At 59.6% G+C, this 20,726-nt stretch carries 20 protein-coding genes; 12 read left to right on the top strand and 8 right to left on the bottom strand.

Going from position 1 to position 20,726, the window contains the following annotated elements; translation table 11 throughout:
• Positions 1 to 740 precede the first annotated feature (740 nt).
• Both NE637_RS13580 and NE637_RS13575 read left to right on the top strand, forming a co-directional pair.
• Complete coding sequence (locus NE637_RS13580; protein ID WP_192113753.1) at positions 741 to 1,169, top strand: ArsR/SmtB family transcription factor; 429 nt, start codon at positions 741 to 743, stop codon at positions 1,167 to 1,169.
• Positions 1,170 to 1,184: 15 nt separating this feature from the next.
• The gene (locus NE637_RS13575; protein WP_227118844.1) at positions 1,185 to 3,188 is read left to right on the top strand and encodes a heavy metal translocating P-type ATPase; all 2,004 of its coding nucleotides are present in this window, start codon (positions 1,185 to 1,187) and stop codon (positions 3,186 to 3,188) included.
• 140 nt (positions 3,189 to 3,328) lie between these two features.
• Here the strand turns inward: NE637_RS13575 and NE637_RS13570 are convergent, their stop codons facing one another.
• The 4 genes from NE637_RS13570 to NE637_RS13555 all read right to left on the bottom strand — a co-directional run bounded on the left by NE637_RS13570 (position 3,329) and on the right by NE637_RS13555 (position 6,113).
• Entirely contained in the window at positions 3,329 to 3,706 is a 378-nt protein-coding gene (locus NE637_RS13570; RefSeq protein WP_227118846.1) for an ACT domain-containing protein, read from the bottom strand.
• 58 nt (positions 3,707 to 3,764) lie between these two features.
• Complete coding sequence (gene ruvB, locus NE637_RS13565) at positions 3,765 to 4,757, bottom strand: Holliday junction branch migration DNA helicase RuvB (RefSeq protein ID WP_192113751.1); 993 nt, start codon at positions 4,755 to 4,757, stop codon at positions 3,765 to 3,767.
• Positions 4,757 to 5,368 carry a Holliday junction branch migration protein RuvA gene (gene ruvA, locus NE637_RS13560; RefSeq protein WP_192113759.1) on the bottom strand — a complete coding sequence of 204 codons (612 nt, stop codon included), beginning with the start codon at positions 5,366 to 5,368 and terminating at the stop codon, positions 4,757 to 4,759. The genes ruvB and ruvA overlap by 1 nt, the downstream gene beginning before the upstream one ends.
• A gap of 61 nt (positions 5,369 to 5,429) precedes the next feature.
• Positions 5,430 to 6,113 carry a TetR/AcrR family transcriptional regulator gene (locus NE637_RS13555; protein WP_227118848.1) on the bottom strand — a complete coding sequence of 228 codons (684 nt, stop codon included), beginning with the start codon at positions 6,111 to 6,113 and terminating at the stop codon, positions 5,430 to 5,432.
• Between the two features lie 92 nt (positions 6,114 to 6,205).
• Between NE637_RS13555 and NE637_RS13550 the strand changes: the two genes are divergently transcribed.
• Entirely contained in the window at positions 6,206 to 6,871 is a 666-nt protein-coding gene (locus NE637_RS13550) for an O-methyltransferase (protein ID WP_192113749.1), read from the top strand.
• Positions 6,872 to 6,957: 86 nt separating this feature from the next.
• On the opposite strand, the gene moaA is transcribed toward NE637_RS13550, so the two are convergent.
• Complete coding sequence (moaA, locus tag NE637_RS13545; protein WP_227118850.1) at positions 6,958 to 8,037, bottom strand: GTP 3',8-cyclase MoaA; 1,080 nt, start codon at positions 8,035 to 8,037, stop codon at positions 6,958 to 6,960.
• Here moaA and NE637_RS13540 point away from each other — a divergent pair.
• The gene (locus NE637_RS13540) at positions 8,036 to 8,314 is read left to right on the top strand and encodes a DUF5334 domain-containing protein (RefSeq protein WP_192113747.1); all 279 of its coding nucleotides are present in this window, start codon (positions 8,036 to 8,038) and stop codon (positions 8,312 to 8,314) included. The genes moaA and NE637_RS13540 overlap by 2 nt on opposite strands.
• 110 nt (positions 8,315 to 8,424) lie before the next feature.
• Here the strand turns inward: NE637_RS13540 and NE637_RS13535 are convergent, their stop codons facing one another.
• On the bottom strand, positions 8,425 to 8,961 hold the full coding sequence (locus NE637_RS13535) for a hypothetical protein (RefSeq protein ID WP_192113758.1): 537 nt from the start codon (positions 8,959 to 8,961) through the stop codon (positions 8,425 to 8,427).
• 427 nt (positions 8,962 to 9,388) lie between these two features.
• Between NE637_RS13535 and NE637_RS13530 the strand changes: the two genes are divergently transcribed.
• The 5 genes from NE637_RS13530 (at position 9,389) to NE637_RS13510 (ending at position 14,252) form a co-directional block, all read left to right on the top strand.
• Positions 9,389 to 9,763: a hypothetical protein gene (locus NE637_RS13530; protein ID WP_192113746.1), complete on the top strand. Its 375-nt coding sequence runs from the start codon at positions 9,389 to 9,391 to the stop codon at positions 9,761 to 9,763.
• A 9-nt stretch (positions 9,764 to 9,772) separates the two neighbouring features.
• Entirely contained in the window at positions 9,773 to 11,128 is a 1,356-nt protein-coding gene (miaB, locus tag NE637_RS13525; RefSeq protein ID WP_227118852.1) for a tRNA (N6-isopentenyl adenosine(37)-C2)-methylthiotransferase MiaB, read from the top strand.
• Positions 11,122 to 11,736, top strand: a complete 615-nt coding sequence (locus tag NE637_RS13520) for a bifunctional nuclease family protein (RefSeq protein WP_022657265.1) — start codon at positions 11,122 to 11,124, stop codon at positions 11,734 to 11,736. The genes miaB and NE637_RS13520 overlap by 7 nt, the downstream gene beginning before the upstream one ends.
• Positions 11,737 to 12,052: 316 nt before the next feature.
• The gene (locus tag NE637_RS13515; protein ID WP_227118854.1) at positions 12,053 to 12,451 is read left to right on the top strand and encodes a hypothetical protein; all 399 of its coding nucleotides are present in this window, start codon (positions 12,053 to 12,055) and stop codon (positions 12,449 to 12,451) included.
• Positions 12,452 to 12,680: 229 nt separating this feature from the next.
• Positions 12,681 to 14,252: a response regulator gene (locus tag NE637_RS13510; protein WP_227118855.1), complete on the top strand. Its 1,572-nt coding sequence runs from the start codon at positions 12,681 to 12,683 to the stop codon at positions 14,250 to 14,252.
• Positions 14,253 to 14,406: 154 nt separating this feature from the next.
• Here the strand turns inward: NE637_RS13510 and NE637_RS13505 are convergent, their stop codons facing one another.
• Complete coding sequence (locus tag NE637_RS13505; protein WP_192113741.1) at positions 14,407 to 15,813, bottom strand: MATE family efflux transporter; 1,407 nt, start codon at positions 15,811 to 15,813, stop codon at positions 14,407 to 14,409.
• A 494-nt stretch (positions 15,814 to 16,307) separates the two neighbouring features.
• The gene (locus tag NE637_RS13500) at positions 16,308 to 17,153 is read right to left on the bottom strand and encodes a 1,4-dihydroxy-6-naphtoate synthase (RefSeq protein WP_227118857.1); all 846 of its coding nucleotides are present in this window, start codon (positions 17,151 to 17,153) and stop codon (positions 16,308 to 16,310) included.
• Between the two features lie 84 nt (positions 17,154 to 17,237).
• On the opposite strand from NE637_RS13500, the gene mqnE reads away from it, so the two are divergent.
• From mqnE to NE637_RS13485, 3 genes are all read left to right on the top strand, one after another.
• Positions 17,238 to 18,377: an aminofutalosine synthase MqnE gene (mqnE, locus tag NE637_RS13495; protein WP_227118859.1), complete on the top strand. Its 1,140-nt coding sequence runs from the start codon at positions 17,238 to 17,240 to the stop codon at positions 18,375 to 18,377.
• On the top strand, positions 18,374 to 19,504 hold the full coding sequence (gene mqnC / locus NE637_RS13490) for a cyclic dehypoxanthinyl futalosine synthase (protein ID WP_192113739.1): 1,131 nt from the start codon (positions 18,374 to 18,376) through the stop codon (positions 19,502 to 19,504). The genes mqnE and mqnC overlap by 4 nt, the downstream gene beginning before the upstream one ends.
• Before the next feature lie 117 nt (positions 19,505 to 19,621).
• Positions 19,622 to 20,473: a menaquinone biosynthetic enzyme MqnA/MqnD family protein gene (locus tag NE637_RS13485; protein ID WP_227118861.1), complete on the top strand. Its 852-nt coding sequence runs from the start codon at positions 19,622 to 19,624 to the stop codon at positions 20,471 to 20,473.
• Positions 20,474 to 20,726: the final 253 nt, after the last annotated feature.

Genomic DNA, 20,726 nt, shown 5'->3' with positions numbered 1-20,726 from the left:
TCGCGGCGACCGTCAGTCGTTTTCTCAAGGCGCGAGGAGCGTTTATGCTCCCCTTTGCTTTCGAAGTCAACAACTTTTTCCGTTCCGTGAAACTTTTTGTTTCACCGTGGAGCCAGTCGTTTTTCTTCAATCGCGAGGAGCGGTTATGCTCCTCTTCGCTTTCGAAGTCAACCACTTTTTTTCATTTCCTGAAACTTTCGTTTCACCGTGAAGCCAAGTCGTTTTCTTCAATCGCGAGGAGCGGTTATGCTCCCCCTCGATCCACAAGTCAACCACATTTTTTACATCTTGGCGAATTTCGCCGAGACTCAATGTGTCGATCCCGTGACGCGAGAAATGCACTCTAAGCAAACACCCCTTTCGTGTCAACACAAAAACCATTTTTGTACAAACATTCAGGCAAATCCCCCGCCAAAAGCCAATTTCAGGGGGATTTCCATACTACCACAACCATACCCTCACCCTACCACAACCATTGCCCATCCACCAGCGCGCCCCCATCGCCGTTCAATGCGCAACACTCCCGCACTGCTAGATCAATCTTCGCATGGCACGCAGCAAGGGCACACTTCACCCCCCCCACAAACTTGCCACTCAATCGTTTGTCCCTTCATATAATGTGCACGCTATCATTTCGTCAGTTGGCGAAATATGCTTGACTTCAAAAGCTCCACTTCTTATATTTCGTCACACAACGAAATGAAAAGGACATCCACCTCCACCATCCCTACGGAGTACTTATGCTCAGCTACATTTCCGCCATTCGCGCGCTTGGCGACGAAAACCGCCTTCGAATACTCATGGCCCTGCGCCTGCGGCCCCTGTGTGTTTGCGAGATAACAACGCTCCTGGGGCTCGCGGCATCCACCACCTCCAAACACCTCTTTATCCTGCGGCAGGCGCGTTTGATCGAGAGCATCAAGAATGGTCGCTGGGTTTATTATCGCCTGCCGCAGGATCCCACAGACTGTGTGCGCGATGCTCTGGCGCTGACAACCCGCGAGTTGGCCGACTGCCCGCAGATTGCTCAGGATGCTGCGGCCTTGCCGGGTATTTCGCACAACACCAGCATCCACGAATTCTTCAAGCAGAAGCATATTCCCGTCCCAGCCGATCAGGCAGACGACACAGAAGACGATGCCGCGCAACCCGCTGGCAGCCCCGCATAAAGTCAGGAGATTTGAATGGAATCCACCAAGCTTAGCCCCTTGCCCATGAAGGCATGCTGCGCATCATGCGCGCCGGAAGAACCGAGCGATCGCGACCAGGATCACGCCTGCGCCTGCTGCCATGATCATGGGCACGAGCATGAACACGGGCACGACCACGAAAGGCGCGAAATCGCCATTATGGCAATATCCGCCGTGCTTTTCGCCATTGGTATGGTCGCGGATGAACGTCTTGCCGAGATCATGCCCAACTGGTTGGTCATTGGCATCTTCTACGCCCTGCCATATATATTGTGTGGTTATGATGTCCTGCGCATAGGGGCGCAAAGCATCCTGAAGAAGGACTTTTTCAACGAATTCACGCTCATGGGCGGCGCAACAATCGCTGCCATAGCCCTCGGGCAGTTGCCGGAAGCCGTTGGCGTCATGCTGTTTTACTGCGTGGGTGAATTTGTGCAGGAGCGCGCCGCCGGGCGCTCGCGCCGTTCGGTCAAGGCCCTGCTGGCCGCACGGCCCAGCATTGCCCACGAAATGCTGGATAACGGCGCTACCCGCGATGTGGAACCCGAAGCCCTTGGCCCCGGCAGTCACATTCTTGTGCGCCCCGGCGAAAAAATTCCGTTGGACGGCACCGTGCTTGAAGGCGATTCGCAGGTGGACACATCCCCGCTCACGGGCGAATCAGTGCCCCAGCGCATAGCTCCCGGCAGTCGTGTACTTGCTGGCACCATCAATCTTAACGCGGCCCTGCGGGTTGAAGTGACAACGGCTTTTGCCGATTCGTCCATAGCCCGTATTCTTGAAATGGTGGAAAACGCCGTGGCCCGCAAGGCCCCGACGGAGCGCTTCATCACTCGTATGGCCCGCTGGTACACCCCCGCAGTAACGGGCATTGCTTTTCTGGTGGCGGTGCTGCCCCCTCTGTTCGGGCTTGGCCCCTTCTCTCAGTGGATTTACCGCGCTCTGGTGCTGCTGGTCATTTCCTGCCCCTGCGCCCTGCTTATTTCCATTCCGCTGGGTTACTTTGGCGGTATTGGCGCTGCTTCGCGCCGGGGCATACTCATCAAGGGCGGCGCGGTGCTCGACAGCCTGCGCGACATCCGCGTAGCTGCGCTGGACAAAACCGGCACCCTCACCGAAGGCGTATTTGAAGTAAACGCCGTGCTGCCCGCCGAAGGTATTGCCCCCAATGAACTGCTGACCGCCGCAGCGCTGGCAGAGAGCCGCTCCAACCACCCCATTGCCCGCTCTGTCATGCGCGCGGCGCAACAGCAAGGCATCACGGTTGATGATGCACTGCTCACCAGCATGGAAGAAATCCCCGGCATGGGCGTGGCTGCCGCTGCTGGCGGCGATGAACTTCTGGCGGGCAACGCCGCCCTGCTCACAAGCCGTGGCATTGCCCCCATGGAAGTTGCCATGCCCGGCAGCGTGGTGCAGGTCGCCAAGGGCGGCAAGCTGCTGGGTGCGCTGGTGGTGGCAGACCGCATCAAGCCGCAGTCGCCCGAAGCCATTCAGGAACTGCGCCGCCTGGGCATCCAGAATATCGCCATGCTCACGGGCGACAGGGAAGAACAGGCCCGCCCCGTGGCCCAGCGCCTGAAGCTGGACACCCTGCGCGCAGACCTGCTGCCCGAAGACAAGGCCGGAGCGCTTGAAGCCCTTGGCCCGGTGAAGAATACCATCTTTGTGGGTGACGGCATCAACGATGCCCCGGTGCTGGCAACGGCAGGGGTGGGCGTGGCCATGGGCGGTCTTGGCGCGGAAGCCGCCATTGAAACCGCCGATGTGGTCATTCTGGACGACAACCCCGCCCGCCTGCCAGAGCTGCTGCGCATTGCGCGCCGCACGCGCACAATTGTGTGGCAGAACATTGTTATGGCGCTGGGCATCAAGGGATTGTTCATGGCGCTGGGCATCGTGGGCCTTTCCGGCCTGTGGGAAGCCGTCTTTGCCGATGTGGGCGTGGCCCTCATGGCCGTGCTCAACGCGGCTCGCGCTGGCAAGATCGACGTATAGCAAGCAAATCGGGGGAAGGGGCCACAAAGCCCCTTCCCCCGATTTTTTATTCTGTCCTGCCCCCCGCTGCGCCTCTGCGCCACCAGCGGCAAATCTTCTCAAAAACGGAATCCGGCATCCTGCGTACGCCGACCGATCTTTTACAAGGCAGCGCGTTCCACGGTGTGGCCGCCCGCCTCCAACGCCTCAATGGCCGGGGCAAGCTTTTCAGCCTTCATCAATATATAATCCGTATCAAAGGTGGACACGGCAAAAATGCTGATGCCCGCCTGCGCCAGCACAGTGGACAAACCCGCCATAACACCAGTAAGGCCAAAATCCATCTGCCCCGCTACGCGCAGTGCGCGCCAGCCGTCCTCCCTTGCCAGGGTGGCGTGGGGAACATCCGCAGTCAGGCAGACCACCGAAATTTCCGCATCAGTTTTGCCCACAAACAGCCACGGCACATGAAAATTGACGGCGCGCAGGTTTTCCACCTTGCAGACGCTGAATTTTCCTTCAATTACTTGCAACCGCATGCTTTCTCCGCCTTTTCATTCAGTACGGTGTAAAAAACTGGCCGGGCAGATCATACACCTAAGAAAGCAGCATTTTCAAGTGCCTGTAAGCCAAAGCTGTTGCCATGCGCCCACGCGGGGTGCGCTTTAAAAAGCCGCACTGGATAAGATATGGCTCGTAAATATCTTCAATAGTTCGCACTTCTTCCGAGCAGGCCACTGCCAGAGTTTTGATGCCCACCGGGCCGCCGTCATAGTGCTTGATGAGCACCTCCAGCAGTTTGCGGTCCATCTGATCCAGCCCCAGCTCGTCCACGTCCATGCGCTTGAGCGCCGCCGAAGCCTGCTCGCCAGTCACCAGGCCGTCACCGTGCACCAGGGCAAAGTCGCGTACCCGGCGCAACAGGCGGTTGGCAATGCGGGGCGTGCCGCGTGAACGGCGGCCAATTTCCGCCGCCCCGTCAGTGGAGACCTCCACGCCCAGGATGCGCGCCGTGCGCTGCACCACGCGGGCAAGGTCGTCCGGGCTGTAATATTCCAGCCGCGCCACAATGCCGAACCGGTCACGCAGGGGCGAAGAAATCAAGCCCATGCGCGTAGTTGCCCCCACAAGAGTAAAGGGCTCAAGGTCAATCTTGACCGTGCGCGCCGCAGGCCCCTGCCCGATGACCAGATCGAGCTTGAAATCTTCCATGGCAGGATACAGCACTTCTTCCACGGCAATGGGCATGCGGTGGATTTCATCCACAAAAAGGATGTCGTGCCTGTTCAGATTGGTGAGGATGGCGGCAAGATCCCCGCTGCGCTCAAGCACCGGCCCGGAGGTGCAGATAAGATTGACCCCCAGCTCGGAGGCCATGATCTGCGCCAGCGTGGTTTTGCCAAGCCCAGGATTGCCGTAAAAAAGCGTGTGGTCCAGCGCTTTGCCGCGCTCGCGCGCAGCCCCCAGATACACGCGCAGATTGGCGCGCAGTTCATCTTGCCCGATAAAGTCGTCAAGGCTGTGCGGGCGTACACTTTCGTCAATGCCTGTGGTGCACTCCGCAACGCACGGGTTCGCAAGATCGGTCATCAGACCTTCCCCTTGGCAAGAGCCTTGAGGGTGGCGCGCAGAGCGCCTGTCACATCCAGATCAGGCTCTTCGTGCAGCAGTTTTTTGACCAGGGGCGCGCATTCGTCCGGCTCGTAGCCAAGATTGCCCAAGCCGTCCAGCACATCGCGGAATACAGAGCCGGGGCGCACCCCGGTGGTCAGCGCCGCCGCCTGCGGGGCGTCCTCGACCTTGAGCTTGTATTTCAGCTCAAGAAAAACATGCTCGGCGGTTTTTTTGCCGATGCCCGAAACGCGGGTAAGAGCCAGCACATCATCCTCAAACACAACCCGGCGCAGGTCGTCGGGCCGGAAGATGGAAAGGATGCCAAGGGCAGTGCGCGCGCCCACCTTGGAGATGGAAACCAGCACTTCAAAGGTCTGGCGCTCTTCAAAGGTGGCAAAACCAAAGAGTTCCAGCGCGTCTTCACGCACGGCAAGGCTGGTGTACAGCGCCAGGGGTTCCCCCCTGCCGGGCAGACTGGCAAGCGTGTGGGCGGGCAGGGCCACTTCGTACCCCACGCCCCCTTCGGTAACGATCAGGCAGGCATTGCCCCATATTTCGGCCAGGCGGCCTTCAAGATAGGCGATCATGGATTCCTTGCGAGAAGTAAAGGTTGCTACCGCCAGAGCATAGACTGAAAGGCGAAGGGTTTCAAATGGCGCTTGCCGTGTATGGCCCATCCCCCGCCTGCGGGCAGGCTAGCGGCCCCTGAGCAATGGCGCTGAAATAGGCGCAAAGCATGTCTGCCACGGCTGTGGCACAGGCCTCGTTTTCCTGCGGGCTGCGCCCTTGCGAGGAAAAGTGTTTGCCCGCCGCAGCCAGAGTTACAGAGGTCAACTCCGCGACCAATGCCCTTTGGCTTTCTGTGGCGAGGGGCAAGGCCTCGGCCACAAAATCTGAAAAAATCTGGCGGCTCTCGGCCTTGATTTCTGCTGTTTCCGGCGCATGTCGGTAAAGGGGCGCAGAGTCGTGCAGGGCCGCGCGCATGGCTGCTTCTTCACATTCCGACGTCACAAAGGCGTGCACAAGTGTACGCAGCCGATCCAGCGGCGGCATGCCCGCGTCTTGCAGAATGGTTTGCAAAAGGCTGGTGGTTTGCCGCCATTCCTCACACTGAAGCCGAAAAAGTATGGCCGCTTTGTTGGGAAAATACTGGTACAGCGAACCAATGCTGACCCCGGCCCGTTCGGCCACGCGTGCAGTGGTAAAACGCTGCGCTCCCTCAGTGGCCAAAACGCGAGCGGCAGCCTCAAGAATCGCGGCCACCACATCGGCAGACCGTGCCTGACGTGGTTGTTTTCGTTGAATAATTTTCGTTTCTTGGTATTTGCTCATGGATGCGGCGCAATGCGAATGGTAAAATGTGAATATTTCGTCATATTCTACCCATACACGCACAGGCGTGCAACCATAACAAGGAGCAACACATGAACAGCCTCAGCACGCAACCACTGGCCCATCTGCTTGATACCCTGCTTACCCAGGCGGAAACAACCACGATCGAAGATATTTGTGCGGCAACAGGCCTGAGCGCCCAAGCGCTGGAACAGCAAAAAGGCTGCAAAACCGCATATGCCGGTTTTTATGCCAGCCTGAAAAACTTTGCCATTCCCGTTTCCCGCAGAACCGGCGAACTTCTGTACATGCTGGCGCGCTGCAGCAATGCGCGAGTAGTGGTGGAATTTGGCACCTCATTCGGCATTTCCACCCTGTTTCTTGCCGCAGCCCTGCGCGACAACGGTGGCGGCCAGATGATTACAAGCGAGTTTGAACCCTCAAAAGTGGCGCGGGCGCAGCAGAATCTGCAAACTTCCGGACTGGCCGATCTGGTGGAAATTCGCTCTGGCGATGCCCTGCAAACCCTGGGCAGCAACCTGCCACAGCATATAGACATGCTGCTGCTCGACGGGGCAAAGGCCCTGTATTGCGATATTCTGAAACTGGCAGAAACTGGTTTGCGCACCGGCGCTCTAGTGATCGCCGATGACGCGGCCGACAGCCCGGAATACCTGGCCTACGTGCGCGATCCCGCCAACGGATACATGACGCTGGATTTTGATGACGACGTGAATCTTGCCGTGCGGCTGGGCTGAGGGCCAGTCTGCCTGCAACAGAAGCTCCCGGCCAGTGAAGGCTGACAGGCAGTCGCAGCCGTGAGGTTACGCTCCGATCGCCGACATCAACCGCCAATGCCCACCATCTGTTTATCGGCCACGGCGGAGCCTTTTTTGCGGGCCTTGAGCAGATCGGCACCGATGGGCTTGCCAGCACAGGCCAAACGCACCACGCGGGCCAGATGCTCGTCATCAAAACGCGGATTACGCAGAAGCCCCCGCAAGTGATATTCCCTGTCGTCAAACAGGCACGTGCGCAGGTTGCCGTCGCTGGTGAGCCGCAGCCGGTTGCACGTGCCGCAAAAATGGCAGGATACCGCGGTGATAAATCCCATGCGGCCCTTGCCGCCCTGCACGGCAAACATCTTGGCGGGGCCAGCCTCCGCGCTGCTGTCCTGCACGGGATCAAGGCGCACGCGGCGCTCGGCCTCGGCCCGGATGTCTGCGGCAGACCAGAACGTCTCCGGCCCCCAGAGGGTGCCGCTGCCCATGGGCATAAATTCGATAAAGCGCAGATCAACGGGCATAGTGCGCACGGCATGAACAAAATCGTCCATCTGCCCGTCATTGACGCCGCGCATGGCAACGGCGTTGATTTTTACGCGAATACCCGCTTGCAGCAGCCCGTCGAGCGAGGCGAGAACAGCGGGCAGCAGGTCGCGCCCGGTCACTCTGGCAAAGGTTTCGCGGTCAAAACTGTCAAGGGAAAGATTTACGGCGCTCACCCCCACTGAGCGCAGCAGCGAAATGTGCGGCTCAAGCAGGGTGCCGTTGGTGGTCAGGCGCAGATCAAGGGATGGGTAGCGCGTATGCAGCATATGCAGCAGTTCGTCGCAGCCCTTGCGGGCAAAGGGTTCGCCCCCGGTAAGCCGCACCTTGGAAACGCCCAGTGCGGCCATCATGCCCACAAGGCGCGCCATTTCTTCATAGCGCAACACCTTGGGGTGCGGAATGAACTTCTGGTTTATCTCGCTGCGGCAATAGGTGCAGCGCAGGTTGCAGCGGTCAGTGACCGAAAGACGCAGATACCGCACCACGCGGCCATGACCATCGCACAGGGGGGCGGGGTGCGCCAGTGGCGCGAGTTCTTCACCGGGGGCGGCACAGTTGCCAAGAGGGGCAAATGGATTTACACATGCTTGCATGAAACACCTGCTATTCGGAGCCGCCCTGCTGGGCTGCCTTTGCATGACCATACCCGCGCTGGCCTGGGACGGCTTTGACGCCGATTCCGCCGACCTTGTCGAGGTCATCCCCGACCGTGTTCCCTCCAAGGGCGACACGGTGGATGTGCGCAACTATGACAAGGACGCCACGGAAACCTGCCTCGTTGAATCGGTTGCCCGCAATGCCCGCACTGTGGAACTTGTGGTGCGCACCCCGGCCGGAGTAACCCGCACCCTAGTGATGGAAGGCCGTTAGCGGCTGTTGCCGAAAAGCATTCTGTGCCCCACATGGCTGTGGCCCGCGCTTTGCGGCGCGCAGCCGGGAGCAGAAACGGCATTTTCAGAAACAGCCGCCCGTTCCAGCACCTAGTTATCGCCCGCTTCCGCCTCATGCCCCGGCAAAAGAATGCTCGGGCTTTCAGCCTGACCCTGCCCCTTGGGACACTGGGCCTGAAGATGGCAAATCTCGCAGCCGCCCTTGAAGGGATAGTGCGTCACCACGGCATAACGGCGCGTAAGGGTGCCGAATGCCTCGCGGTATTCAATGCCCAAGGAGGCCAGCGCCTCGCGCAGCGTTTCTGTAGGGCGCGGTGAAGGCGCGCAACCGGCGTCTTCCACCTGGGGCAGGGCTTCCTGCACGGCGGCCATGCACATGAACTGGGCAAGGTTGTTGATCATAAAGCCGTCAGAGGCAGATTTGCCCCAGGCTTCATCCACAAAATTTTCCACTTCTTCCGGCAGCCAGACAGCCAGATACGAAATTTTGCCAGCCGCAATCTCACAGACGTTCAGTTGCGGCAGCCATTCGCCCCACAGGCCCACAAGGCGTTCAAGAATAGCACCGCCAAGGCGCGTTTCCTTGCTCATGGACATGAAGGCTTCCAGATCAAAGTAGGGCTGCATTTCATGCCGCCGGATTTCATACGGTTTGCTGCTTGCCTCGCTCACTTGTTCTCCTTGGATGCTCATTGCCTGATTAGCCCGCGCGCTGCCGCGCCTGGCCGTGCTTATGAGCCGCAGCAGATATTCTATCCATGCAAGGCACATCGTCAAGAGCATGTTTGCCGCAGCAAGGCTGTTGCATGGGCCGCAGAGCCGGGCTGGCGCTGCTTTTTGCGGTGATTTGATTCTTTCGCTCCAAATTTTTTACAGCGGGCCGACCGGGCATGATGCATGCGAAGCAATGCCGCCCCCTGCGCGAACAGCATGTTGCCTTTACTTGGCAGGGCCTCTTTTTTATCATATGCAATTGCCGCACAGCTGATGTCGTTGCTAACGGAGCCTCAGCCTGCGGCCAGGCCCCTGATACCACACACCACAAGGATGCCGCATGAACAAGCCCAGTGACCACCCCGCAAAGATCCGCTATAAATATCAGATGGATGAAAACGCAAGACTGCAAACAGCCCACGGCGTTTGGGGCGGCATAAACCCGCAGGGCGAGATCGAAATGAATTTTTATCACGAAAGCGATGCCCTGCCCGCTTTCTCTGAGCAGCTGGTGGCCCCCGACGGCTCCATCGGCCACGAAATGACCCCCGGCGAGGTGGACGCGCGCGAAGTGAACCGCTGCATCCACAGCCGTGTGCTGCTCAACTACCACACGGCCCGCGCCGTGCTTGACTGGCTTGAAGACCGCGTGGCCGCCCTTGAAGAAGAAGGCGCGCATGGCATGTACGATGCAGACCTGGACATTGAGCAGTAATACAAGATCATGATTGAAAAGACCTACCATATCATCACTTTTGGCTGTCAGATGAACGTGCACGACTCCCACTGGCTGGGGCGTGCCCTCGGCGCGCGCGGTTTTTTTGAAGCGCCGCTTGAAGACGCCCAGGTGGTGGTGGTCAATACCTGTTCCGTGCGTGAAAAGCCGGAACAAAAGGTTATGAGCACGCTTGGCCGCATCCGTCAGGTTTCGGGCGGCAACCCTGCAGTGCTGGTGTGCGTGGCCGGATGCGTGGCCCAGCAGCTTGGCGAAAGCATCTTTGAAAAAGAAAGCCAGGTACGCCTTGTGGCGGGCAGCGACGGCATAGGTAATGCCCCGCAAGCCATCGAGCGTCTGCTGGAAAACCCCGCCCAGCGCCTCTCCCTGCTTGATTTTACAAGCCAGTATGTGGAGCGCGAGGGCACAACCGAACCCGGCGTGGTCAGCGGCTCTGTGGCCTATGCCAATATAATGCAGGGCTGCGACAATTTTTGCGCCTACTGCATTGTGCCTTTCACCCGGGGCCGCCAGAAATCGCGCAGCAGCACGGCCATTCTTGACGAATGCAAGGCGCTGATCGACAACGGCGCGAGAGAAATCACCCTGCTTGGGCAGAACGTCAACGCATTCGGGCAGGATAAAAGCGGCGACGGCACGAGCTTTGCCGCTCTGCTGCGCAAGGTTGCCGCCTTGCCGGGCCTTGAACGCCTGCGCTACGTTACCCCGCACCCCAAGGATATGGGGCCGGAAGATATCGCCGCCTTTGCGGAACTGCCCCAGCTCTGCCCCCGCCTGCACCTGCCCATGCAGGCAGGCTCGGACGCTGTGCTGGCCCGCATGAAACGCCGCTACGACAGCGCGGCCTTTCTTGATCTGGTGGAGCGCCTGCGCGCCGCCCGGCCCGATCTGGCCCTCTCCACTGATCTTATTGTGGGCTTTCCCGGTGAAAGCGAGCAGGATTTTCAGGACACGCTGCAGATGATGCGCGCCAGCAACTTCATGTCCAGCTTCTCCTTTTGTTACTCGGACAGGCCGGGAACGCGGGCCTCGCTCTTCCCCGACAAAATTCCCGCCGATGTGGCCCAGGACAGGCTGCTGCGCCTCCAGGCCCTTCAGGATGAACTTGGCGCGCGCTGGTTGCAGCAACGGGTGGGCGGGGAAACCACCCTGCTGATCGAAAACCGCAGCCCCAAGGAAGGCCAGGGGCCGGAGCCAAGCTGGCAAGGCCGCGACCCCTACGGCGCGCCCGTGCATGTGGAACTGCCATCGCAAGTGGACCACACGGGCTACATGGTACGGGTGAGCATTACCGAGGCAAAGAAACACAGCCTCATGGCCCAACGATTGGGGGAACCATGGTAGAAATGCGCGTTTTCGGCCTCACCATCGACCCGCAGAGCAAAACGCCCATCGTGGTGTTGCGCGAAGCCAGCGGCGATGCCGTGCTGCCCGTCTGGGTAGGAGCCATGGAGGCCATGGCCATTTCTTTGGTGCTCAACAACGAAAGCCTGCCCCGCCCTCTCACGCACGACCTCTTTCTCATGACGCTCAAAGCCTTTAAGGCCGAACTGCGACGCGTGGAGATCAACGATCTGCGCGAAGGCACCTTCTACGCGGTGCTTGTGCTTTCCGGCCCGGAAGGCAGAACGCGGGTGGACTGCCGCCCCTCGGACGCCATTGCCCTGGCCATGCGCGCAGGGGCGCCCATTCTGGTGGAGGAGGAAGTACTGCGCCTTTCTGCCGAGGAGCAGCAGCGGGCAGAACAAAGCACTGCCGTGGAAGTTACCACGCCGATTCCTGATGCCGCCACCGACATGGTGCGCCGCGTCGGCGCCCAAAAAGAGGCGGATATGCTGGGCGGCGCCCTGTTGCGCCACGGCGAGCTGCCCCCCTCCCTCTCCGCGGATGAAGAAACCCGATACCGCGAGATGCTGCGTTCTCTTGACCCGGTTTCACGCCGCAAGATGTAACCAGCCGCAACAATTCTCTTTATCTTTGCCACATCCGCGTTGCTTGATTGCGCGCGTGGGTTTGGGCACCTCCTGTTTCCCCCATTTTTCATACAGGCAGCACTTTTCAGAGGCAATACAGCAGCCCTTGCGGGCAAGCCTGCACCCGGCAAATCCAGTTTTTTTCCAGAACTCTAAAAATATTCTAAATAAAAAATTCCTCACCAACTGGCTAAAATCATGGGTAAATTTTTTCAGCCCGCGCCAATAGCCGATTTCCGTTCCCTAAAGATATAGCGTCTTGCTCCGATTATTAGCAGCAATGGGGAAGCGAACCATGCTGCACTATCGACTATTCAAAGAAATCAACGACCTTTTTGCCTCCGGGCATGTCGAACAGGCCCGCCGCCTGCTTATGGAAGTGCAATCGCGCAGCATAGCCCTGCACGACGAGCTCAACCTGTTGCAGACCCGCCTGAAGACCCTTGAAGAAGTCGTTGAGCTTGCCAGCAACCTGTTCCGCCGCAACGGCCTCTACTGGCTCAAGGCCAAGGACATAAATCTTGGGCCGTTCTGCCCGCGCTGCTATGAAAACGAGGGAGGGCTTATCCGCCTTGAACGGGCAGATGGCACGCTGCACTGCCCATACTGCCACGCCGTTCTTTCCTGCCCGCCGGAATATTGCGGCAGCGAGGATGCGCAGCAACGTGCGCGCATAATACCCTTTGCCAATTAGGCTGGTTTTGACAGATCAGACACATAAACACCTTGCCGCCACGACCAGCGACAAGGTGTTTTTTATGGAGGCACAAGCCATTACGCCCATTCGCGACAGGCTTTCATTAAATTTCACGGCCCTGTTTTCTTGCGCAAGCCCGCTCCAGCGGGTATAGTGCAGTTACGGAAGCCACTGCCTGCCCTTCCTGCCGGCAGCTTTTCAACTGGTTATTCCGACAAGGACAAGCATGACCCGCCCACGGCAGATCCATGTTCTTCTTCTCAGCGAAAGCGAATCAATGGCCGCTCTGGACAGACGCGCATTGCGCGAAGTCGGGGTTGACCGCATTGAAGGTCTGACCTCCGGCGTGGCGGCAGCCCGCATGCTGGCTGGCCTTGACGAATTTCCCCCTTCTTTCAAGCCCGATGTGGTCATCTGCTCGCAGCGTCTTTCTGATATGGACGGCGAACAGTTCTGCGCCATCCTGCGTCTGCACCCCCTGCTGCTCGACATGCCCATTCTGCTGATTCTGCCCCACGACAGCGAGGTGGAGCAGCTCCGCACTCTTGGCTGCGGCGCAAGCGCCCTTATATCAAGGCCCTACTCCTTCAGCCAGCTCAAGGCTCATCTTGATTTTCTGGCCAACTCGCGTTCTTCGCTTGATGATCTGGAAAAAGCCGCCCACCTTGCAGACACCAGAGCCTTTGACGAAGCCGTGGCCACCTACGGCATCCTGCTCAAGCCCATTCGCCAGCCCGAAGACTATTTTCGCGTGGGCATGCAGTGCCTTGAACAGCGCAAATGGAACAGCGCCATCAATGCTTTCCAGCGGGCCATGCGGGGCGCGCTTATTCAGGGCAAGGCGGAGCTGGGCATGGCCGCGGCGTGGAAGGGCAAGGGCGACATGGCCCGCTACCGCCACTATCTTTCGCTGGCGGCAGCCACATTTGTGCGCGCGCGGCAGTGGAACCGCGCCCGCGCTGTTTATGCCCGCATGCTTCAGGAAGATCCCGCAGCGCGAAGCCCGTTTTTGTCCGAGGCCTTGCAGCAGATACGCCAGGGCAACTTTGATTTTGCAGCAGGAATTTTGGCTCAGGGCTACGAAATCACCCCCAGAGAACAGATCAGTGAGCGCATGGCGCAGATTTGCCTTGCAACGGATACCCCGGACGACATGCTGAAAAGCATGGAAGCCTGCCTTGAGCAGGCTCTGGGGGCTGATGCAGAAGCCTTGAGCGCAGAAATCCGCACCACGCTTGAAACCCTGACCCGCGAGGCCGAGGCCAAAAAGCTTGAAGACGCGGCAGAACGCCAGTGGCGGGCAGGCCGTCAGGCCGCCAAGGAGCGTGGGGACGCAGAAGGCGCGCCCGCAGAATGGACAAATGACCCCCTGATGCAGGTGGGTCAGGCTCAAATGGGCAATGTGCAGGCCAATCAGGCTCAGACAGCAGGCACAGCCCCGCAGGCTGGAGCACGGCAACGCGGGCAAGTTGGCATTGCCCTTGCCGACGAGGACGAACCGGATATGCCCTCCCAGCAGGGTTCTGCCGCCAGAGCAGGTAATCTGCGCGCCGGGCAGGGCGCATCCTCGCCAGTTATCCCCTTGTGGGGCGAGCACGAGGGCGCAGCCCAGTCAACGCAGAACACCCGCACCGCGCAGGATGCGCAGCCTGCCATTTCAGGCAATACCCCCATCCCGCCGCTGCTCGACCCGCTCGCGCGGGGCAAAAGTTCCGGGAGCCTGCTTGGCGGCAAGAGCAGCCTCACGGATATGATGTCCATAGTAAAATTTACCTGGAAGCAGGCCTTCCGCAAATAACAGCTAAAGGCCTGACGGTATTTCTTCTCCAGCGTACCAGTATTGAAGAGGCGCAGGCGGGCTTTGCCCGCCTGCGCCTCTTTTTACGCTCATACTGGTGCCCGACCGCAGAAAAAGATGTTCTGGCACGTCGGGATAAGGCGATGATGCCGCTCTAACGCTTCACGCGCTGGAGCATGTCTTCGGTTGTGAGCGAGTGCAGATGCCGCACCCGCCAGAGGTAGCATGCCGCACCGAATCCCAGGGCCACGATGTAGGCAATCCAAAAGCCCGCCGCCCCCATTGAGGGGACCAGAAGATTTGTACGCGCCAGGGCAAAACCCAAGGGCAGCCCGATAATCCAGTAGGCTGCAAAGCAGATGACAGAAATAATCCGCGTATCATTATGCCCGCGCAGAATGCCTATGCCCGTCACCTGCAAGCCGTCCACAATCTGATAGGCGGCCTGGTAGAGCAGGAGCTGCATGGCCAGGGCGGCCACTGCCGCATCCTGGGTATAAATGGCCACAATACTATGCCGGAACAGCACGGTAAGGGTAGCAATGAGCAACGCAAAAACAACGCTCAGGGTCAGGGCCGTGCGGGCCACAATTTTAGCGCGCTCGGCCTGCTGCGCCCCAAGGTAGCGGCCAACGCGTATGGTGGCCGTCATGCTGATGGAAAGCGGCACCATGAACACCAGCGCCCCAAAGTTAAGGGCAATCTGATGCCCAGCCACCATGACCGTACCCAAAGGAGCCAGCAAAATGGCACTGAGGGCAAAGAGCGAAACTTCAAAAAACAGGGCCAGCGCGCCGGGAAAGCCAATGCGGAACACCCGCAAGACCAGCGCCCCGTCAAAGCGCGGCTCTTCTGCGCTGCCGCCACGGAACAGAGGCGCAAACAGCGGCCCCAGGCATTTATACTGCGGGTCGCGGCGCAGATAATACAGCATGCACAGGCCCATAAACCAGAAGCTGATGGCAGAGGCCACGCCGCAGCCCACGCCGCCAAGCTCCGGCAAACCGAACTTGCCGTAAATGAACACGTAGTTGCAGGGAACATTAAGCGCCAGCCCGAGCAGGCCTATGACCATGGCGGGACGAGTGCGGGAAAAGCCCTCAAGAAAGCTGCGCAGGTTCACAAAAAGCAGAAATCCCGGCAAACCCCACATGATGGCGCGCAGGTAGGCCCCTGCCATGTCTGCAAGCGCGGGCTCAAGCCCAAAAAGCTCCAGATGGAACGAGATGGCATAATAAAAGCCCACCAGCACAACGCTCATGGCCAGGGTAAGCCACAGGCCCTGCCGCAGCAGGTGCGCCGCGCGATCAGGCCGTCCTGAGCCAACAAATTGCGCGCTCAGGGGAGAGAGCGCCAGCAGGCAGCCAATGCCAAGCAAGGCCACAGGGGCCCATATGGAACCCGCAACGGCCACCGCGGCCAGAGCCTGGGCGCTGTAAAGCCCGCTCATGGCTGTATCGGCAAAGGTCATGCCCGTTTGCGAGAGCTGGGCGATGAAGATGGGCAGACCCACCGCATAAAAACGGCGAGCCTCGGAAAGAGAGAATATTTTTTCAAACATAGGGTTCTCGCAGGTGATCCGTGGCGGGCGTCAGGGCCAGCGCCAGAGCAAGCCGGAAGAGTCCGGGGTAAAATGTGTTCCGTCCGCGCCGCAACGCGCGAAACATGGAGAGGCAAAAGAGTTACGGGCCGGGTTTGCCCTGCCTGGCTAGAGCAGTTAACTCATTTCATTCGTAACCTGCTTCAGGGGTTGTCTCTAAATAAATGATTTTGTGCCAAGGGCAAGGAAAAAGGCTTTTTTACGAAAGGAGTGTACTCGCTTTAGCCGTTGCGACAAAGGAAGCTACGGATGCTTCAAGCGTTGTGACGCAGGAAACTACGCTTAAAGACAGCACGCGTAACGACACGGTTTCATCGTTGCAATCGCTGTCGCCATCCGTAGGCCCTTCGGGCAACGGCTGCCGCGAAGACAGCAGCGCTTACGGTACATGACTGGAGTAAAAAATGGCCTTTTGACGCAGCCAGTTGGCCAAAAGAATTATTTAGAAACAGCCCCTAGCGCAAAAACAGCCCTTCAGAAGGCAGGGGCTTGCCCATGATATCCGCGGCACGCCCCACAAGGGCTTCAATAGCCGTACGCCCCGCCGGGCCGAGATCAAGGCTGAAATCCGTCACAAAGGTCTTGATGTGGGCGCTGGTGACGCTTTCTTCCATTTCCTGCGCATGTGATCGGATAAATTCGCGCGAATCATCGGGGTGCGCGTTGGCGTAAGCCAGGCTGGCAGTAATGGTATTCTGCACGCGCCGGGCCAGGGGTATGGACAGGTCGCGCCGCACGGCAATGGCCCCCAGCGGCAGCGGCAGAGAAAACTCCGCCTCCCACCACTGCCCCAGATCAAGCAGTTTTACAAGTCCCTGACGCGCATAGGTAAAGCGCCCCTCGTGGATGATCAGGCCAAGATCAGCCTCGCCGTTGCTTACGGCAGACATAACGTCGCTGAACAGCATTTCTTTGCGCGGCCCCTGGAAACCGCCGTGCAGGGTCAGCAGCAGGTTGGCCGTGGTCAGCAGGCCGGGCACGGCCACAGTGGCATTGCGCCAGTCTTCGGGCTTGAGGTTTTTACGCGCCACCACAAGGGGGCCGCAGCCCCAGCCAAGGGCCGCGCCCGAAGACATCAGGGCATAATCCTGCATGATCTCGGTGGTTGCGCCAAGCGACATCTTGGTGACGTCCAGCGCCTTTTGCCGGGCAAGGTTGTTCAGTTCTTCCACATCTGCCATATGCGGGGTGATGGGCGCAGGAACAGGCACCAGCCCGTGCAGCATGGCATGAAAAATATAGGTATCGTTGGGGCAGGGCGAAAGACCGAATGACAGATTTGGCGGCGGCAAGGCAGACATTTTTCCCTCACGTTGACAGTGTGCGGCGGCGGGGCTTAATCTGCGAGCGGCATTTTGCCCCCAATCCATGCACAGGATTCAGATATGCTAGACGCAACATACTACGCCGCACTGGGCCTTTCGTCTATCCGCGAAAAGGTGCTCTCCGGGGAGCGGCTTTCGCCCGAAGACGGGCTGACACTGTTCAACTGCCCCGATATTACCGCCGTGGGCGCGCTTGCCCTGCACGTGCGCTGCCGCCTGCACGGGCACAAGGCCTTTTATGTGGTCAACCGGCAGATCAACTATACCAATGTGTGCGTCAACGGCTGCACCTTTTGCGCCTTCCGCCGCGACAGGGAGGACGAGCCGGGCGCGTTTGCCATGAGCCTCGATGACGTGCTGGCCCGTCTGCGCGCCGCAGACGCGACCCCCCTGCATCTGGACGAGCTGCACATTGTGGGCGGCTGCCACCCCACGCGCCCCCTCGCCTGGTTTGAAGACATGATCCGCGCGGTGCGGGCCTTTAACCCCAACCTGCCGGTCAAGGCCTTTACCGCCGTAGAGATTGAGCATTTTGCGCACCTTGAAGGCATCAGCACCCTTGAGGTGCTCAAACGCCTGCAGAACGCGGGCCTTGTGATGATGCCCGGCGGCGGCGCGGAAATTTTTGATGAAGAGCTGCGCCCGCAGATCTGCCCGCACAAGGCCGATGCCAAGGCATGGCTGCGCATTCAGGGCGAAGCTCACAGTCTTGGCATTGTTACCAACTGCACCATGCTGTTCGGGCATATCGAATCATACGAGCACCGCATCGACCACCTCTGCCGTCTGCGCGAGCAGCAGGACAAAAGCGGCGGCTTTACCTGCTTTATCCCCCTGCCCTTCCTTACGGATCACAGCCGCCTCAAGCTGCCGGAAGACAAGGTGGGCCCCCAGCGCGGGCTGGATCAGTTGCGCACCGTGGCTGTTTCGCGCCTCATGCTCGACAACATCCCCCACCTCAAGGCCTACTGGATCATGATGGCCCCCAAGCTGGCCCCCGTGGCCCTGTGGTACGGCGCGGACGATCTGGACGGCACCATCATTGAAGAGCGCATCGGCCACATGGCGGGCTCGCAGTCCGCCCAGGGCATGACCATTGAGGAGCTGGAGCACCTTATCCGCGAATCGGGCTTTACCCCGGTGCGCCGCAACGCCACCTTCAATACCCTGAACGACGAATCCACGGAGGCGCGCCAGTGAGTACGTTTTTCCCCGCGCACAGCCCCTTTGACGAACAGGGCGCAGAATTTGAAGACGTGCGCCAGGCCGCAGCCCTTGCCGCCAGTGGTCAGCGCCTTGACCGCGCCGCCGCCGAAGCCCTGTACTACAAGGCCAGCCTGCACACGCTTGCCCAACTGGCCCATGCCATGCGACTGCGTCTGCACCCTGAGCCCATTGTCACCTACGTGGGCGACCGCAACATCAACTATTCCAACGTGTGCGTGTGCGCCTGCCGCTTCTGCGCCTTTTTCCGCGCGCCCGATCAGGACGGCGGCTACGTCATCAGCCGAGAGGAAATGGCGCAGAAAATCGAGGAGACTCTTGCCCTCGGCGGTACCCAGGTGCTGCTCCAGGGCGGGCATCACCCCGACCTGCCGCTGGAATGGTACGAAGACCTGCTGCGCTGGATGCGGGCCACATGGCCGCAACTGCACATCCACGCCTTTTCGCCACCGGAGATCTTCTTCTGGGCTGAAAAATTCGGTCTTTCCGTTACGGAAGTGCTGCGCCGCCTGAAAGAAGCTGGCCTGCACTCCCTGCCCGGTGGCGGCGCGGAGATTCTGCACACGGGCGTACGCGCCCAGGTTTCGCCCAACAAATGCACTGCCGAGCAATGGCTCGGCGTTATGGAAGAAGCCCACAAGCTGGGCCTGCGCACCACCGCCACCATGATGTTCGGCCATGAAGAAGAACCCGCTCACAGGCTGGATCACCTCTTTGCCGTGCGCGAGGTGCAGGACCGCACCCACGGCTTCACGGCCTTTATTCCGTGGACATTCCAGCCAGCGCACACGCGCATCGACGTCGACCCGCTGCCCGCGCCCGCATACCTGCGCCTGCTGGCAGTCTCGCGTCTGGTGCTGGACAATATCGCCAACATCCAGGCCTCGTGGGTGACCATGGGACCGCAGGTGGCCCAACTGGCCCTGTTCTACGGCGCCAACGACTTCGGCTCGCTGATGATTGAAGAAAACGTGGTGGCCGCAGCCGGGGTTTCCTTCCGCATGGATCGCAGCGACATCCACAAGGTCATCCGCACGGCGGGCTTTACCCCTGTGCAGCGCACCATGGATTACACGCCCGTGGTTCCCCAGCCTGAAGTGTAAGGCTTCCGACGCACTGTTAATTCCACGTTTCCGGGGGTTCGCCCCCGGAAACGCGTTTTGGCCGCACATTCAAATCTCGTCCATCGGCTTTGCCCCTGGCAAAAGGTAATCCGCCCCATGACCGAGCAAAAAAAAACGCCCCCAGTACTGCGCATGGGCCGCATTGGCTATCTCAACGTACTGCCCATCTATCATCCGCTGGAAGCTGGCATTCTGCCCCACGATTACGAGCTTGTTTCCGGCCCGCCAGCCCTGCTCAACACCATGATGGCGCGCGGCGAACTGCACGTTTCGTCCTGCTCGTGTTTTGAATACGCCAGCCGCCCGGAGCGCTACCAGCTTGTGGAAGACCTCTCCATCGGCTCCCACGGCCCGGTCATGAGCGTGCTGCTGCTCTCGCGCGTGCCCTTTGAACAGCTTGAAGGGCAGGAAATCCTCATCAGCGGCGAAACACATACCTCGGTGGCCCTGCTGCGCCTCATCATGCGCGACAGGTTCAAGCTCAACGTCACATTCACCACCGGACAGGTGACCCCGGCCCTGCGCGGCAAAAACCCGCCCGTGGCCTTTCTGGCCATTGGCGATGAAGCCCTGCGCCTGCGCAACCATCCCGAGTATCCGCACCGTCTTGATCTGGCTGAGGCGTGGCGCGACTGGACGGGCCTGCCCTTTATTTTCGGCCTGTGGGTGGTCAGCCGCGCCGCCGCCGAGGCAAAGCTCTTTACCAGCGACCCTGGCGCGCTGCTGCGACAGGGCCGCGACTGGGGCCTTGGGCACATGGACGTCATCCTCGACCTCACGGCCCACGGCTGCCCCCTCTCGCGCGAGGAGCTGGCCTTCTACTACAGCAAGGGCCTTGTTTACACCCTGGGCGAGGAAGAACAGCGCGGCTTGAGCCTTTTTTATCAAATGCTGGCAGATGCGGGCATGATCGCCAAGGCTCCGGCTCTGGAGTTTTTCAAACTCTAATTTTGCGCCGCGGGTATTTTTCACCTGAAAAAATTTTTGCCGCAGGGCAAAAAAAAAATCGGCATGGAGCAGCCGGAGCACATGGTGCGGGCTGCTCCATTTTTTTGCCGTATTTACATAGCAATTCAGTAAGTTGTCATTATCCACAGAGGTATGCTCAGCCTTAAAAATTACCGCAAAGCCTACAGACAAGCCAAAATATTTTTCTCCGAATTATCATCCAGCACATGGAATGGAAGAGCAAACTAACCTA

Origin of the sequence: Desulfovibrio desulfuricans (genome assembly GCF_024460775.1) — a bacterium.
GTDB classification, from domain to species: Bacteria; Desulfobacterota; Desulfovibrionia; order Desulfovibrionales; family Desulfovibrionaceae; genus Desulfovibrio; species Desulfovibrio desulfuricans_E.
The sequence above is the reverse complement of the archived record's forward strand: the minus strand, read 5'-3'. Positions and strand labels throughout refer to the sequence as shown.

What these genes read in the sequence shown, in the direction of transcription:
- NE637_RS13580 (WP_192113753.1), top strand. Translation starts at nt 741, where the DNA reads ATGCTCAGCTACATTTCCGCCATTCGCGCGCTTGGCGACGAAAACCGC.
- NE637_RS13575 (WP_227118844.1), top strand. Translation starts at nt 1,185, where the DNA reads ATGGAATCCACCAAGCTTAGCCCCTTGCCCATGAAGGCATGCTGCGCA.
- NE637_RS13570 (WP_227118846.1), bottom strand. Translation starts at nt 3,706, where the DNA reads ATGCGGTTGCAAGTAATTGAAGGAAAATTCAGCGTCTGCAAGGTGGAA.
- ruvB (WP_192113751.1), bottom strand. Translation starts at nt 4,757, where the DNA reads ATGACCGATCTTGCGAACCCGTGCGTTGCGGAGTGCACCACAGGCATT.
- ruvA (WP_192113759.1), bottom strand. Translation starts at nt 5,368, where the DNA reads ATGATCGCCTATCTTGAAGGCCGCCTGGCCGAAATATGGGGCAATGCC.
- NE637_RS13555 (WP_227118848.1), bottom strand. Translation starts at nt 6,113, where the DNA reads ATGAGCAAATACCAAGAAACGAAAATTATTCAACGAAAACAACCACGT.
- NE637_RS13550 (WP_192113749.1), top strand. Translation starts at nt 6,206, where the DNA reads ATGAACAGCCTCAGCACGCAACCACTGGCCCATCTGCTTGATACCCTG.
- NE637_RS13540 (WP_192113747.1), top strand. Translation starts at nt 8,036, where the DNA reads ATGAAACACCTGCTATTCGGAGCCGCCCTGCTGGGCTGCCTTTGCATG.
- moaA (WP_227118850.1), bottom strand. Translation starts at nt 8,037, where the DNA reads ATGCAAGCATGTGTAAATCCATTTGCCCCTCTTGGCAACTGTGCCGCC.
- NE637_RS13535 (WP_192113758.1), bottom strand. Translation starts at nt 8,961, where the DNA reads ATGCAGCCCTACTTTGATCTGGAAGCCTTCATGTCCATGAGCAAGGAA.
- NE637_RS13530 (WP_192113746.1), top strand. Translation starts at nt 9,389, where the DNA reads ATGAACAAGCCCAGTGACCACCCCGCAAAGATCCGCTATAAATATCAG.
- miaB (WP_227118852.1), top strand. Translation starts at nt 9,773, where the DNA reads ATGATTGAAAAGACCTACCATATCATCACTTTTGGCTGTCAGATGAAC.
- NE637_RS13520 (WP_022657265.1), top strand. Translation starts at nt 11,122, where the DNA reads ATGGTAGAAATGCGCGTTTTCGGCCTCACCATCGACCCGCAGAGCAAA.
- NE637_RS13515 (WP_227118854.1), top strand. Translation starts at nt 12,053, where the DNA reads ATGCTGCACTATCGACTATTCAAAGAAATCAACGACCTTTTTGCCTCC.
- NE637_RS13510 (WP_227118855.1), top strand. Translation starts at nt 12,681, where the DNA reads ATGACCCGCCCACGGCAGATCCATGTTCTTCTTCTCAGCGAAAGCGAA.
- NE637_RS13505 (WP_192113741.1), bottom strand. Translation starts at nt 15,813, where the DNA reads ATGTTTGAAAAAATATTCTCTCTTTCCGAGGCTCGCCGTTTTTATGCG.
- NE637_RS13500 (WP_227118857.1), bottom strand. Translation starts at nt 17,153, where the DNA reads ATGTCTGCCTTGCCGCCGCCAAATCTGTCATTCGGTCTTTCGCCCTGC.
- mqnE (WP_227118859.1), top strand. Translation starts at nt 17,238, where the DNA reads ATGCTAGACGCAACATACTACGCCGCACTGGGCCTTTCGTCTATCCGC.
- NE637_RS13485 (WP_227118861.1), top strand. Translation starts at nt 19,622, where the DNA reads ATGACCGAGCAAAAAAAAACGCCCCCAGTACTGCGCATGGGCCGCATT.